11 protein-coding genes are annotated in these 14,576 nt (G+C 65.0%); 1 reads left to right on the top strand and 10 read right to left on the bottom strand.

Going from position 1 to position 14,576, the window contains the following annotated elements; genetic code table 11:
* Positions 1-71 precede the first annotated feature (71 nt).
* On the top strand, positions 72-1,175 hold the full coding sequence (locus BKH20_RS00965) for a glycosyltransferase family 2 protein (protein WP_075389579.1): 1,104 nt from the start codon (positions 72-74) through the stop codon (positions 1,173-1,175).
* Between the two features lie 28 nt (positions 1,176-1,203).
* Here the strand turns inward: BKH20_RS00965 and BKH20_RS00960 are convergent, their stop codons facing one another.
* The 10 genes from BKH20_RS00960 to BKH20_RS00915 all read right to left on the bottom strand — a co-directional run bounded on the left by BKH20_RS00960 (position 1,204) and on the right by BKH20_RS00915 (position 14,318).
* Positions 1,204-2,502: an ABC transporter ATP-binding protein gene (locus BKH20_RS00960; protein WP_081381550.1), complete on the bottom strand. Its 1,299-nt coding sequence runs from the start codon at positions 2,500-2,502 to the stop codon at positions 1,204-1,206.
* An 8-nt stretch (positions 2,503-2,510) separates the two neighbouring features.
* The gene (locus tag BKH20_RS00955) at positions 2,511-3,377 is read right to left on the bottom strand and encodes an ABC transporter permease (protein WP_075389577.1); all 867 of its coding nucleotides are present in this window, start codon (positions 3,375-3,377) and stop codon (positions 2,511-2,513) included.
* A gap of 4 nt (positions 3,378-3,381) precedes the next feature.
* Complete coding sequence (locus BKH20_RS00950; protein ID WP_075389576.1) at positions 3,382-4,476, bottom strand: NAD-dependent epimerase/dehydratase family protein; 1,095 nt, start codon at positions 4,474-4,476, stop codon at positions 3,382-3,384.
* 186 nt (positions 4,477-4,662) lie between these two features.
* Positions 4,663-5,772, bottom strand: coding sequence for an acyltransferase family protein (locus BKH20_RS00945; RefSeq protein ID WP_075389575.1), 1,110 nt, complete (start codon positions 5,770-5,772; stop codon positions 4,663-4,665).
* A complete protein-coding gene (locus tag BKH20_RS00940) occupies positions 5,769-7,649 on the bottom strand; it encodes a rhamnan synthesis F family protein (protein WP_075389574.1) in 1,881 nt (626 codons plus the stop codon). Before BKH20_RS00940 ends, BKH20_RS00945 begins: the two co-directional genes overlap by 4 nt.
* A gap of 76 nt (positions 7,650-7,725) precedes the next feature.
* A complete protein-coding gene (locus BKH20_RS00935; protein ID WP_075389573.1) occupies positions 7,726-8,568 on the bottom strand; it encodes an NAD-dependent epimerase/dehydratase family protein in 843 nt (280 codons plus the stop codon).
* Between the two features lie 35 nt (positions 8,569-8,603).
* The gene (locus BKH20_RS00930) at positions 8,604-10,667 is read right to left on the bottom strand and encodes a hypothetical protein (RefSeq protein WP_075389572.1); all 2,064 of its coding nucleotides are present in this window, start codon (positions 10,665-10,667) and stop codon (positions 8,604-8,606) included.
* Complete coding sequence (locus BKH20_RS00925) at positions 10,657-11,124, bottom strand: GtrA family protein (RefSeq protein ID WP_075389571.1); 468 nt, start codon at positions 11,122-11,124, stop codon at positions 10,657-10,659. Before BKH20_RS00925 ends, BKH20_RS00930 begins: the two co-directional genes overlap by 11 nt.
* Positions 11,121-12,173 (bottom strand): glycosyltransferase family 2 protein, encoded by a 1,053-nt coding sequence (locus BKH20_RS00920; protein WP_256692959.1) that lies wholly within the window; start codon positions 12,171-12,173, stop codon positions 11,121-11,123. Before BKH20_RS00920 ends, BKH20_RS00925 begins: the two co-directional genes overlap by 4 nt.
* Before the next feature lie 87 nt (positions 12,174-12,260).
* Positions 12,261-14,318 carry a rhamnan synthesis F family protein gene (locus tag BKH20_RS00915; RefSeq protein ID WP_075389569.1) on the bottom strand — a complete coding sequence of 686 codons (2,058 nt, stop codon included), beginning with the start codon at positions 14,316-14,318 and terminating at the stop codon, positions 12,261-12,263.
* Positions 14,319-14,576: the final 258 nt, after the last annotated feature.

Raw genomic sequence — 14,576 nt, 5'->3', positions numbered from 1 at the left:
CGCACCGCGTCACCGGGCAGGACCGTCAAGCACGCGGCATTCGCATGATTGGATCGAGGAGGACCCCTGACATGGCTGGACCCGCCACACAATCGCCACGAGTCACCGTGGTGACCCGGACCCGCAACCGTCCCCTGATGCTCAAGCGAGCGGTTCAGTCGGTCGGGGCGCAGTCCTTCCAGGACCTCGAACTCGTCATCGTCAATGACGCCGGAAGCACCGAGCTCGTGGAAAGCGCTCTGGCCAGTGCTCCCCAGTGGCTGCGTGAGCGCACCACGGTGGTCACCAATGAGACCTCTCATGGGCGCGAGGCCGCCCTGGAGGATGGCCTGGCCGCCTCCTCCTGCGAGTTCTTCGCAATCCATGACGACGACGACTCCTGGGAGCCCGGCTTCTTGGCCGCCTGCGTGGCCCACCTCGATGAGCACCCCGAGCACGGTGCTGTGGCGGCGCGCTGCGACGTAGTCGATGAGATGGTCACCGAAGAGGGGCTGGCCGAGCGAGGCCGCTGGGTGATGACGAAGGACGGGGAGAGCTGGACCCTCATCGACACGATGGTGGCCAACTACGTCCCGCCGATCTCGCAGCTCATCCGTCGCGAGGTGGCCGACCGCATCGGCCACTGGGACGGCAACCTGCTGACCCAGGCCGACTGGGACTTCAACCTGCGGCTGCTGGCAACCTCCCCGGTGGGCTTCATCAACGGGGAGCCGCTGGCCCACTGGCACCACCGCGACTCCACCGACGAGTCAGTGGGCAACTCCGTCGTCGTTGACGCTGTCCGCCACCGCACCGACAACCTCGCCATCCGGGACCGCTATGCCCGCCGGTCCCTGGACGAGGCGGGCGCCGGCTCCCCTCAGAACGGTCGGGCTGAGCCGGAGAACTTGGGCTTCTTGCTCGTCTCGGCGGAGTACTACCATCGGCTTGAGGAGCGCCTGCGTCTGCTCGAGGAGAAGCTGGATCACCAGAACGCGTGCCTGACCCAGTCCATCGCGCAACTTCATGAGGACATGCATTCTCTGCGCTTCACCATTGGCGACCTGCACGACTCAATCCGTCGCGTCCTGTTCCAGGTCCATGAGACCAAAGGGCAGATCGACCACCTCGAGGCCACGGTCAAGCCCTTCTTCCGCACTGTGGCCCAAGGAGTCAAGAGGATTCGGCGGGGCTGAGCAGCGGCCCTGCCCGCCCCGCCGAGCCTCAGCTGTTCCTCGTGTGCTTCACCATGGGGCGCGGCGGGGTGATCCGCTCGAAGTGTGCCCCCAGGGCCACCAGCCCCCCCGACTCCATGCGTGGGCCCGGAGTGATGTCGAAGGCGGTGGCCTTCTGGTAGGCGTCGATGACGCTGGAGAGCTGCCAGGGCTGGATGGATCCGGAGATGAGGTAGGCGCCCGGCCGCAGCATCATCGCGGGGATGGAGACGTCCACGGCCCCCTCGCCCGGCTCGATCCTCTCGGGCTGGAAGCCGTCGTCGAGACCGTGAAGTCCCCAGGCGAAGATGCCCTCACGGGTGTCGATGGAGCAACCGAAGACGGGCTTCTCAATCGTCTCCTCGCAGCGGTAGTGAAGGCGAATGGTGGCCTCGTCCCCGGTACGCATGGAGGTCACCGGCCGGCCGCTGCCGTCAAGCAGCTCGATGTGGCTGATCTGGGCCTCACCGCTGCCGAAGCGGGTGCCGATGCCCTCCTTGACCTGTTTGGCACCGTGGGTGACATCGGAGTACTTGTCGATCACCTCGGGGGCCGGACCGACCTCCTTGAGCCGGCCGTGGTCGAGCCAGGCGACCTCGTCGCAGAAGGTGCGCATCTGCTCCAGGCCGTGGGAGACGACGACAACGGTGCGGCCGTCTTCGCGGAACTCGGCGAACTTGTCCATGCACCGTTCTTGGAACTCCATGTCACCGACGGCCAGGACCTCGTCGACCAGGAGGATCTCCGGCTCGACGTGAATGGACACGGAGAAGCCCAGGCGCACGTACATGCCCGAGGAGTAGTTCTTCACCGGCTGATCGATGAACTCACCCACCCCGGAGAAGTCGACGATGTCATCGAACTTGGCCTCGATCTCCTTACGGCTCATCCCCAGGATGGCGCCGTTGAGGAAGATGTTCTCCCGCCCGGAGAGCTCGGGGTGGAAGCCCGAGCCGACCTCCAGCATGGCAGCCATGCGCCCCCGGGCGGTGATGGAGCCCGAGTCGGGAGCCAGGATCTTGGCGATGCACTTGAGCAACGTGGACTTGCCCGATCCGTTGTGTCCCATGAGCCCGAAGGTCTTGCCCTCGGGGATGTCGAAGGTGATGTCCTTGAGCGCCCAGAAGTCCTCGTAGATACCGCGGCCCCGTTGCAGAATGGCACCCTTGAGGGACTGGTTGCGGTGGTGGTAGATCCTGAAGCGCTTGGAGACGTCCTCGATGCGCACGGCCGGCACGGCCGAGGATACTGCCGAGGAGCTCTGCGCCGGCGACGTTGATGATGCGGACGATCCGGTTGTTGCAGTCATCTGACGTATCAGAGCTCCTCAACGATGCTCGCCGAGTGCCGGCGGAAGAAGACCAGGCCCAGTGAGAGCATGGCGACCGCCCACCCCAGGCAGACCAGGAAGACCGGTAGCGACGGCAGGGCGAAGTCGTACAGGCAGGATCGGAAGGCCTCGAGATAGGTCTCGGCCGGGTTGAGCCGAGCGATCGTCGTGATGGGGATCGGTGCGCCGTTGATCTGCCAGCCGGCGTCGAACAGGCGGTTCTGGACTCCGTCGAGCATGTTCAACGGGAAGACGACGCCGGAGGCGTACATCCAGATCTGGTTGAAGATCTGCCACAGGTGGCCCAGGTCCCGGAAGTAGACGGTGGCGATGGACAGGATGAGCCCCAGTCCGACGGCGAACATGCCCGCCAACAGGGTGACAACGAGCAGCGCCGGGATCATGAGCAGGACCCCGGGACCGCCCATCAGCATGGCGATGATGATCAGCACGAGCAGCTCGAAGGCGAAGTCCACGGCCAGGGAGAGCACCGCGGAGTAGATGAGGACCTGGCGGGGGAAGTAGACCTTGGTGAGGAGCCCCGAGTTGTTCACGAGGGCGTTCATGGAGGCCATGATGCCGTTGGAGAAGAAGGTCCAGCTGAGCACCCCGATGCCGATCCACAGGGCGAAGGAGTCGATCCCGGAGTTACGGCCCGGCGGCACCCCGTTACGAAACACGACGCCGAAGATGAGGGCGAAGATGGCGATGGTGGCCAGGGGGTTGATGAAGGACCACAGTCGCCCCAGAGTGGTGCCCTTGAACTCCGAGGAGACCGAGCGCTGAGTCAGCCGAAGGGTGAGGTCCAGCGTCTGGCGGGCGTCCTCCGAGCGGAGCAGTCGAGACAGCTGCATAGGCTCACACCTCCGTCGCAGTGCCTGTGTGCGCAGGTGGAACCGCCCCCTCCTGGGCGTCAATCCAGTCGCATAGCCGGTTGATGCCCTCGGTGACACCGACCCGGGGCTCCCAGTCCAGCGCCTGGCGGGCGCGCGCGGTGTCGGCCCAGGCTGCGCGCACGTCGCCGTCACGGAACTGGCCGGTGACGTGCGGGGCGGGCGCTCCATAGTGCTCGGCGATGACCTGAGCGACCTGCATGATGGTGGTCCGCTCCCCCAGGCCGATGTCGTAGGGCAGAGTCGCGGCCGGCGAGTGCAGGACGCCGGCCACGATGGCGGAGGCGACGTCGTCGATGAAGACGAAGTCCCGCACGATCTGGCCGTCCTCGTAGACCGGGATGGACTGCCCCTGCTTGGCCAGGCGGGCGAAGAGGGAGACGATGCCGGTGTAGGGGTTGATGAGGGACTGGCCGGGGCCGTAGACGTTCTGAAGCCGGTAGAGCACCGGGGTGACACCAAAGGAGCCGCACCAGGAGGTCACGAGGTTCTCCTGGCAGAACTTGGTCGCAGCGTAGACATTGGCCGGGGAGGCCTTGACCTCGGTGGAGGACTGGACCGAAGGGGTCAGTCCGGCGAAGTCCCACTGACCGGCCTCAAGCATCGCGTGGGTGCGCTGCCCGGGGTAGGAGAAGTGCCCTTCCGCATCCACCCACTTCCCTTCTCCGTAGACGGCCCGGGAGGAGGCCAGGACGATCTTGTCGGGGCGGATCTCGTGGCGCACGAGGGCGTCGAGCATCTGCGTAGTGCCGACGACGTTGACATTCGCGTGTCGGGAGGCTTCGGTGAGCGACTGGCCTGTGCCGGTCTCCGCGGCCAGGTGGACGATGACATCCGGTGCGACCTCAGCCAGGACCGCGTCCCAGTCCTCACCGACGGACACGTCCAGGCGGTGCAGCTCCACGCGCTCGTCGAGCTTGGCGGGCCGAGCCTGGGAGGGGTGGATCTGCGGGTGCATGTTGTCCAGAGCCACGACGCGGTCGAAGGCGTCCGCCAGATCGCGCGAGATCGCGCAGCCGATGAATCCGGCGCCACCAGTCACGAGGCAGGTACGGGTCACGAGGGTCTCCCTTGGGTGTTGTCGAGTCGGGGCCGGAGTAACGAGCTCTCACGCGTCGCACAACGACCTCGTCACTATTCTCAGCGATGCCGGAGCCTTAAGGGCCCGCAGCCGCCGTTGCCTTCGACACTCCTCAGGGGCGCGGGCCACGAGCTCGCCCCTGCCTGGAGCCGCACGCTGCACACGTTAACGTTCGACCTCGGAGACCTCAGAGCGCCAGCTCATGCCCTTGAAAGCCTTGGTGACGAAAGCAACGACGTGGTCAGTGATCCTCACCAGCGCCACCGATAGGCCGAAGACGATGACGCAGGTCGCGGCCAGCATCGTGTAGCGCTGAACCGGCACGAAGCCCGCCACGTTGATCTTCTCGTAGAGGACCATGATGACGACGTGGTGGACCAGGAAGATCGGGTAGGAATACTTGGCGATGAGATCAACGAGCACACGTACCGGCTGGATCGCCACATAGCGACCGACGACCACGAGGATGAGGAAAGCCGAGATACCAACGAGTGTGGTGGCCACGTCCTCGGGAATCTCCTCTGGGAGCATGGCCGAGACGGCTAGGACCGCTGCTGCCGGAATAACGGTGGCCCAGTGAACGCGGCGACCGTAGAGGACGAAGTAGCTGCCGAAGGCCAGCTCGGGGAGCCTGGTCGTGAGGATCATCGCCGAGGGGTAGCCCACGAAGTAGCGCTGCATAACGATCACGGTGGCGGCGTAAGCCGCCAGGATGGCAACGCCCGTGACGATCGGATAGCGGTCAATGGCCCACAGCAGCAGCGGGAAGACGAGGTAGTACAGGAGGATGAAACCGAGGAACCACTCACCCAGGAGGTAGGCGGTGCGCACGTGGAAGTTGGCGACTAGACCGTCCACGCCGAGGACCGTGAAGATGAGAGAGCGCGTCGGAGCGCTGTTGGGCGGTCGACCCCCAGTCACAACGAAGAAGTAGAGCGTCGCCAGAATCCAAGCAGTCCAGAACATCGGGTAGATGTTGAGGAAGCGCTTCCAGTAGAACCGTTTAAGGTTGATGGGTCGCCGGTAGGTGAGCGTCAGGGCAGCCCCGGAGATGATGAGGAACAGGGAGACGCCGAGCCCACCCACATAGATGCCGAAGGGGAAGTTGGTCAGAACGTAGCCGCCTTCAGCCAGGTAGGGGTTGTTGAAGTGGGTGAGGACGATGAGAAGCGCAGCCAGGGCTCGGACCAGATCGAGGTAGAAGATCCTGGTCCGTTTTCTGGCGACCGGCTTCCCACCACCCGCCGCCCCCACCGACGCGCCCGTTTCGGTCACTTACCGATCCCCCTGACTCGGCGGTACGCGCCCTTGAGGGGCGATCGCACCGCGGTCGGGATCCAGCGACTGACCTGATCCTTGACCTGCTGACGAGTGCTGCGAGCACAACGGATCCGTTGGACCATTCGCTGCTCGACATCAACCCCCCAGTGCTGCGACACCGCGGTGGTGAGCTCCCTGGTGTAGTACGACAGATTCGTCAGCTCGATCCGCGCGAAGGAGTCCGAGAAGAGCCAGCCGCAGAAGTAGCCCGAGGCCTGAGCGACATAGCCGTAGGCGCGCTCGATGGCGTGGAGGATGGTTCCGTCAATATTGTTCGGCTCAGGTGGGAATTCCTCCCATGTCCAGTCGTGGTCGAACAGGGGTTTGAGGGCTGCGGGACGGAACCAGAACATGGTGCCCAGTGGGGCAATGACCTCTTTGTGAGCATCGAGCGGGACGCTCAGGTTCAGCTCTTTCTCCAGGAGCATTCTCGTGCGATCGAAGTTCGGTCCCCAGCTATAGGAGTAAATGGGGAAGTAGTCAGCATGGTTGGGAGGGGTCGGCGACAGCAGACCGAGTCGGGGCTCCGAGTCAAAGGTGGCTATGACATTCTCGACGAACTCTCGAGTCGGGAGGAGGTTGTCGAAGCACTTACGGGCGAAGCCCTCACCCACGGTGTACGGGCTCAGCTGGGTGACCTTCTTGTCGTGCATGAAGCAGACCAGGTCGTAGTCGCTGACGATGTCCTTGCAGCCCACCAGGAGCGCACTGACGTCCCGACCCCGGTTCTCAATGAGGCGCACGTCCACGTTGTAGGGCAGGTTCTTGCAGGCCTCCTCCACCAGATCCGCCTTCTCCTGGGATCCGACGGTGAGGATGAGGTCCGTCCCCTCGGGCATGGACGTGATGTAGGCCAGCGTGGGCTCCAGGAGATCCATGTAGTACAGGTGCGCGATGAGGGCGACCTTCTGCGGCTTGGGCTCGCGGGCCACCGCCTGCGTGGGCAGGACGTAGGTGAGCTGGAGATTCTTGACCAGATCCGCCATGTTCATGGAGCGCAGGGCGTTGTCCCAGATGAGGTTCGTGTCGAAGTCGGTGTGGTCGCGCAGGTACTCGTAGAGCTCAACGGTTGCGTTCCCCACGGCCTGGTGAAGCACATCCTCGTAGCTGTGGAAGAAGGAGCGGCGCTTGAAGATGGGGCAGCGCCTCTCTGCGATGAGCTGCTTGGGAGCGAAGAGGATGGGCTGCAGGGTGAAGCCCTCCAGGTCCTCAGTGTTGACATACACGTCGGAGACGAAGCCGTGCCGCTCGAAGCGTTGCGTAAAGGGTGCCTCGTGGAGCCCCACGGATTCCTCGTAGGAGTTGATCTGAGGAAGGTTGTCCCAGTAGTCCTGGAAGGCCTTGGAGGAGACCAGGGAGCGCCGATAGGCGTGGAAGTGGGACTGAAGATGACGGGGCAAGCCCCCCTCCAGGGAATACCCGAAGGGGTCGTCGGAAACCTTGTGGAACCAGGTGATGCCCCAGAAGTCGACGTCCCGGCCGGCCATCTCGGTGAACATCTCCTCGAAGGGATACACCGGCCCCATGATGGTGGCGTTGAACAGGACGACCTCGTCGAACTCGGCGAGCCTGTCCCAGCCGTAGCTCTCCAGGGCCGTCTTGTAGGCCCAGGCGTCCAGACCCTTGTTCTCCCTCAGGATGATGTTGTCCGTGAAGGCACTCAGCTTGGCGTAGCTCTTGGCGGTCAGCTCGCCGTTGACGACGATGACCAGCTCGGAGAGGTTCTTGACCATGTCGGCGAGGAGGGTCTCCACGTAGGAGTCCACAACCCCTTGAGCATCGAAGAAGAAGAAGATTCCGAGTCGCTTCGGGTCCTCGCCAAGCGTTGCCATGATGTCCCTTCTGGGCAGTGGTTCGGGCCGCTTACCGCGGCAGGAAAAGGGTGGGGATGCGGCTGCTCAGGGTGCCTCAGCTCGCGCTTGAGGCGAGGATACGGCGGATCTTGGTCGGATCGCCCCACACTCCCGGCGAGTCGTAGGGCCGATCCGGGAAGGCCCCGTACTCCAGGGTGATGTCCAGACAGTTGTCGCGGATGTAGGCCTCGACGCGCTCGGCCAGGCTCACAGGCTCGCCGGTGCAGGCGTTGATGACGCCGTTGACCTCGGTCTGGTCCACGATCGCTGCGATCTGCCTGGCCAGCTCGTCCACGGAGATGAAGTCGTAGCGGTTCTTACCCGTGGTGAAGGGGAAGGTGGTGCGACCCTCCTCGGCGGCGGCCAGGAGCTTGGAGAAGATCGAGTTGCCGAACTTGTCGTCCCCCACGATGTAGTAGGCGCGGATCCACTGGGCGACGGCGCCGTGCGCCTTGGCCGACAGGAAGGTGGTCTCCCGCAGCGCGTTCTTGGCGATGCCGTACAGCGAGGCGGGGTTGCACGGAGAGCTCTCGTCGATAGCACCCTCCCAGTAGCCGACCTCATGCATCGTCCCCATGACGGCGAGGTGTTTGAGGCCCCCCGCGTAGAGGTTCTCGATGAGGTGGGCGTGCTTGGCCAGGTCATCCATGTGGGCCCAGGAGGCGTGCTTGAAGCCGTCGCGCCAGGCCATGTGCAGGACGACGTCGGGGCGTCCCATCTGGTCGTAGATGTCGGCGTCCCCGGAGAAGAGGTCCAGGGAGACCTTCTGCGCCCGCTCGTCGACACCGTCGAGTCGTAGGTCGAGGGCCTTGACGTCCAGGCCGCGCTCCAGGAGCGCAGTGACGACGTGGCGACCGATGTAGCCGCCGGCTCCAGTGACGAGAACTGTCTTTGCCATGGTTGTGCATCCTAACAGGTGCGGTTGCGGAGCAATCACTTGGTTCTGCCGGCGATGGTCATGAGGAGATCACCGTGGACGGTCGTTCCGTTCTCCGTGGTTGGGAACTGGTCCACTGCGGGGTTGATCATGACACGGGCATTGCCACCCTCGGTCATCTTACTGGTGATCGTCACGGTGTACTTCTCGCCACCGTGCAGGACCAGTCCCTTGGCCGGGAACTCGTGCAGGCCGACGTGAAGGGAGTTCGCCGGGGCCTCGGTCCTGAAGACCTGGTGGCCGGAGGCGTCCGTGACCTCGACGTTGACCACCGAGGAGTCGAGCCACTGCACCTCTTCGGCCAGGAAGGCGATATTGACGGAGCTGACCTCCACGGTTGACGGCAGGGTGATCGTCTCGGCGACGCTGGCCCCGTCCTGGAGAATGTTGACACTCCCCGCCTGAGGGGCGTCAGTGGATGCCGAGTACACCACCGGAATGGCGGGCACGAAGTAGGGAATCATGACAAGCGCGCTGAAGCCCGCCGGCATGAGAAGACGCACCCAGGCCGCCGAGCGCGGGATGCGCTCCCCCTGGCCCAGGTCCTCCACCATCTTCCGACGGGGGAAGTTAATGATGAGGATCGCCAGGGCGCAGGCGATCATGAAGCCGACGATGAAGGAGCCCTGCCGGCTGATTCCCACGGTCTCGAGGAACTGCGCGGGAGTCTCGTACCGGGGCTGCGCCACCGGGGCGATCAGGTGAGGCAGGAGCAGCTGATCAAAGATCGACCGGTTGTACATGGAGTAGCCGTTGAAGGCGTACAGGAGGAACAAGGCGGTTCCCACGCCCGTCTCGAGGAGGGTGTTGAGCAGCACGTGACGCGGGTTGAGGAAGATGATGAGCACCGCGAAGGGCGAGACCATGACGGCCCAGTAGGGGTTGAGCGGGACCACCGTGGCGAAGACGAGGTAGATGGCCATGCAGATGTAGACCGCGTCGGCCGCCAGAGCCTTCGTCCCCTGAGGGCGGCGCAGGTAGGCGAAGACGACGATCCCGACCATGAACACCACGAAGACCGGGATCGTACTGCCCATCCACGGTATCCCGACGGCGGTGAGCCTTTGGAGCATGCTGCTCATGAATCCACCGGTGGATGCCTTGTAGGCCACATTGCCGTGGTAGATGGCCCGGCAGGCCACCAGGCCGAGCAGTCCGACGCCGAACTGAAGGGCCACCACGCGCAGCCGCTTCTCCCGCAGCAGCAGGAGCGGCACAAAGATGAAGATGGCGAAGAGCTTGAAGGTATTGGCGATCGCGAACCACAGCAGGAACCTGCCCAGCCGGCCGCGCAGGTAGGCGCGCAGCCCCAGCAGGATGAAGACGATCATGATGATGTCGTACTGGACGATGACGAAGACCGGGACGAACAGCGTCATCGAGGACAGGAAGAAGAAGGCGACCCACTTGCTGCGCTGCCGGCTGACTCCCAGATCCCGCGCAATGTCCACCAGCACCTTGGCGGCGATGAGCGCGGCCAGCACCATCAGGGTCTTGAGCCACAGCTGCGCCGGCGTCGACAGCAGGTAGTGGAAGCCGGTGATCCGGTAGATGATGTACGTCGGCAGGTTCCACAGCCCGAAGAGCAGGTAGAGCGGAATGTCGTAGACCGCGGGGTGACCGGTCGAGGTGTGCTCGATCGCGATCTGGTAAAAGTCTCCCACCCGCCCCTGGAGCACCGAGTCCAGGAAGTTGAAGGAGTGCTCGAAGGTGGCTCGCACGTCCCCGTAGAGGAAGAAGGCGTAGGCGCCGAGCAGGATGACGCCCAGCAGCGCCCAGTCCACGAGGCCGGGCCCCTCGGTACTGCTCCACCAGGAGCCGAGGCGGCTGTCCACCACGCGCTCGACCGCCCGGCGTCCTTGATCGCTCCTGGCATCGATGAACGTGCGAATCCGTAAGGCCACGCCTGCGGCCGGGACGGTCTCCGGCTCCTCTGACGCGCCTGTCGGCCGCCCGTCCTCGTCCTGGGCGCGGATCCCTTGCGCGAGGTCCTGATCGACTGTCTCAGCGGTGTTGTTCTTGACCTGATCCGTACTGTTCTTCGCGGACTTACCGGACACGAGAGCCTGCCTGTTCATCGGAGTGGTGGACAGCGGTCGCCCCGCCGGAGGTGCCAAGACGCTCCAGGAGGGCTTTGCGGGAGATGAAGTTGTAGATGAGCACGATTGCCGTGGCGAGGATCTTCCCCAGGAAGGGGCTCATGCCAGCAAGGTCAGCGCATACATAGAGAATGAGTGTGTTCAGGCCCAGTGCGACGACGTTGAGCAGAACGTACAGCGTGAACTCCTTGAGAACACTGACATTCTCCTGGGCCTCGAAGACGTAGCGTCTGGAGAGGATGTAGTTGAGCACCACCGAGGTGGAGAAGGACGTCGCACTGGCGATGAGGTGGGGCACGCCCAGCCCGTACAGCACGGTGAACAGGCCGAAGTCAACACTGAAGGAGATACCGCCGACGACGAGGAAGCGCCCGAACTGCAGGAGGATGGGGCGCAGCTTCTCCTGGAGGGCGTTCAAGAGGCGTTCCCGCCGGGACGTTCCTGCGTGGAGGGATCCGCCTGCGACGACGGGCCGCCACCGAAGCCCGACGGCCCCTCGGAGGGTCCGAAGTTGAGGCGCTCACCGATGACCACGCGAGGCTTGCTGACAATGCGCCCGTTGATGCTGAGAATGTACTCGCCCAGGATTCCGATGAAGAACAACTGAATGGAGCCGAGGAAGAACAGGCCCACCGTGCGGGAGGCCTCACCCACCGGATAGGCGTTCCAGTCAATGAGCTTCTTGACCAGGACGAAGATGGCCAGGCCCAGGCAGATGATGCCGACGAAGGTGGCCACGAAGGTGGCCATGCGCATCAGCAGCTTGGTGGAGCTGGTGATTCCCTGCATGGCGAAGTCGTAGTTGCGCAGGAAGTTGAAGTTCGACTTCCCCCGGGAGGACTGGGCCTGATCGTACTGGACGATCTCGAGCCCGATCCCGTACTCAGCGACCACCGTCTTGAAGTAGGGCTGAATATCGCCTATCTGCCGCAGAACATCGATGAACTCGACGTCATAGAGCCCGTATCCGGTGAAGCGCGCGATCTGAGGGGTGTCGGCGAACCAGTCAATGAGCTTGTAGTAGAGGTGACGGCATCCCGTCATGATGAAGCCCTCGTCAGAGGATCGCCTCTGCCCGATGACGACCTTGGCCCCCGCCTCCCAGCGGGCCACGAACTCCGGGAGGTTCTCCGGAGGGTCCTGGAGGTCGCCGAAGAGCATGAAGGTCGCGTCCCCCGAGCCGTAGGTGAGCGCCGAGAAGACATTCCGGTGAAAACCGAAGTTACGGGCGTTGAAGACGGCCTTCACCCGCTTGTCCTCAGCCGCCAGTGCACGGATCGCGCCGCGGGTGCCGTCCGTCGAGTAGTCATCGACGAAGATGATCTCGTAGTCGTACTGGGGAAGATGCGTGCGAAATACCGAGTTCAGTCGGTCATACATCAACCTGACGCTTTTTTCCTCATTGTAACTGGGGATGACGACGCTGATCTTCTTCATGGACAGGCCAAAGGTCCTCACGTGACTCATTGATCGAGGCTGGGGCTCCAACAGGGGCATACCCGACCATGCTGACAGGAGGTGCGGGGAGCACCTCGCGGTATGTTAACACCTCACTCAATCCCTTTTGTCTTCCCCCCGAGGACGGCCGACGTCGCGTAGACGCCTGCCGGCACTCGTCGCAGCGCGCGCCAGATCTGAGGCCCCACCAGTCAGATAGCGATAGGCGGGTTTGAGAGCACTGCCCATGTCGGGGTGGTGGACGTCGACGTAGGTGCGCACCCGGGCACCGACTCCGGCCCGGGGACCGAACCGGGCCTGGAGGAACCTGACCTGCTCATCGGTGTGGTCCGGAAGGTCGGCGGTAACGGCCCGATGCTTGTAGGCCAGGGCCCCGTAGAGGCGTCCGGCCCAGGTCGCGGCGAGTACCTCGCGGGGGTGGAAGCCGCTGGACATGGCCGCGTAGACGGTCAGCAGCTCGAGCACCTCGGCGGCGCGGGCGCGTTTGAGGCGCTCGGCCGACTGCTCGGGCCCGGCGGCGGCCTGCTCGGTGAGCCGCACAAGCTCCTTGGCTCCCTCACTCAGGGTGCGCAGCGCTGCGGGGCGGGCCACGAACATCGCACCTGACGGAGCCACGGGGGCGAGCGGATCAAGCTCCACGGTCAGGCCGAGCCGCCGGGACAGCGCCTTGGCGGCACCGGCCAGCCCGTCCCATGTCGGTCCTGCGTGGGCCTGCCCGATGTGGCCGGCGGCGGGCACGGCCACACCGAGGCCGGGGTGCTGCGCGAAGAGGTCGATGAGGCCGGCCGTATACCCCGGCGAGTCCAGCAGGCAGTCGAGCGCCTGTCGGTGGGCGACGTCGTCGGCCCTCGTCTTGGGGCCGGGCGCGGGCCCCACGGTGATCCGCAGGACCAGGGGGTCACCGTCGCCACCGTCATCACCACCCTCGTCGCCACCGGCGCCCCGGCCGGGATCCCAGAGGTCGTCGCACTGGGTGAGGAAGGCGATCGTGCCCCGCGGGTCGAGGTCGCGCACCACGCGCAAAGACACGTCCCCTTCCCCGTGCGTCGAGTCCTCCTCTATGTCCTCCTGTGTGGGACGGCGGCCGGTGACCCGCTCCAGGTCGACGGCATCCAGCGGTTCGGGCGAGGTGACCACGACCCGCCAGTGCGCCGGCAGGCTCGCCAGGCGGCGGGCAAGCCCGTCGGCCTCGGCGCGCTCCACCGCCTCCCTCCCGGCTGGGATGTGGACGACGACGCAGCCCGAGGACCGGTGCGCAGGCGAGCTCGTCTGCGCACCGGCTCCCACGGCCCCGGGGACGCACCCGGTCACGACCTCGGTGAGGCCGGCGTTGACGATGAGGTCGCGGGCGGTCGCGGTGTGGACGACGTCGGACAGGATGAGGTCCTCGCTGTAGCCGGCCTCGACGGCGGCCTCCAGCAGCTCCCCGCCGACGACGGCCTGGCGGTCCTGGTGGAGCGGGTCGTGGAAGAGGGCGCGGCGCTTGAGCAGGGGGCAGCCGTCGGCCAGCAGCGCCGGGGCCTCCTCGATGGCCGGGTTGGCCGAGCGGTAGCGGTCCACGGGGAAGGCGACCTGCCAGGTGTGGCCGAGCTCGGCGAAGTGGCCGGTGAAGCGCGACTCGTGCCACTGGATGGAGTCGCGGTAGGAGGAGACCGGCGGCATCTGCTCCCAGTACTCACGGAAGGCCGGGGCTGTCAGGAGCCTGTGGCGCACCGCGATCCAGTGGGACTGGAGGTGGCGGGGCAGCTCACGCCTGGCCAGGAAGGGGTGGGGACGCATGGCGGCGTGCTCGGTCATGCCCCAGAAGGAGATGCCCTCCCAGCCAGCGGCGCGGGTGAGGACCTCCTCCCAGGGGCGCAGCGGCGCGTAGTAGGTGTGGTTGGTCAGGATGAGCTCGTCGAAGTCGGCGAGCCGCTCCCAGCCCAGGTGCTCCAGGCCGGCCCGGTAGGCGCCGACGTCGAGCCCCTCATTGGGGCGCTGGAGGATCTCATCGCAGCAGGTCTCCAGTCGGGCGCGGTCGGCGTCGCCGATGGGTGAGTTGGAAACCAGCAGGATGTGGTCGGCGTGGGGCCGCAGGGAGCTGAGCGCGGCCAGGACGTAGTCGCGGACCTGATGATGAGGATCGAAGTGGAAGTAGACGAGTCCTCGGTTCATGTGGAGGTCCTTCCCGGCAGGTGGTCGATGAAGGCGGCTGGTAAGGAAGCGGCGAGGCAGCCAGTGTCTCATGAGCTGTCTCATGCACTCCTGGCCGCCTCGCCGCTCTCCCGGTGCGAGATGTCAGCGGATGGTCACTTTACCGTTGGGCGCCACGGAGATGCTGCCTCTCTCGAAGGTCTGGGTCATGGTGCCGTCGGCCTGGTGGACTGCGCGCCCGGTGGGTAGCCCCACCTTGGAGCGTTCCCAGCCGAAGGC

It is taken from the genome of Actinomyces oris (assembly GCF_001937445.1).
Classification (GTDB): Bacteria; Actinomycetota; Actinomycetes; order Actinomycetales; family Actinomycetaceae; genus Actinomyces; species Actinomyces acetigenes.
Note: the sequence above shows the minus strand (reverse complement) of the source record. Positions and strands in the feature narration are given on the sequence as shown.

Coding starts and splice junctions, on each gene's coding strand:
- BKH20_RS00965 (WP_075389579.1), top strand. CDS start 72: ATGGCTGGACCCGCCACACAATCGCCACGAGTCACCGTGGTGACCCGG.
- BKH20_RS00960 (WP_081381550.1), bottom strand. CDS start 2,502: ATGACTGCAACAACCGGATCGTCCGCATCATCAACGTCGCCGGCGCAG.
- BKH20_RS00955 (WP_075389577.1), bottom strand. CDS start 3,377: ATGCAGCTGTCTCGACTGCTCCGCTCGGAGGACGCCCGCCAGACGCTG.
- BKH20_RS00940 (WP_075389574.1), bottom strand. CDS start 7,649: ATGGCAACGCTTGGCGAGGACCCGAAGCGACTCGGAATCTTCTTCTTC.
- BKH20_RS00935 (WP_075389573.1), bottom strand. CDS start 8,568: ATGGCAAAGACAGTTCTCGTCACTGGAGCCGGCGGCTACATCGGTCGC.
- BKH20_RS00920 (WP_256692959.1), bottom strand. CDS start 12,173: ATGAGTCACGTGAGGACCTTTGGCCTGTCCATGAAGAAGATCAGCGTC.
- BKH20_RS00915 (WP_075389569.1), bottom strand. CDS start 14,318: ATGAACCGAGGACTCGTCTACTTCCACTTCGATCCTCATCATCAGGTC.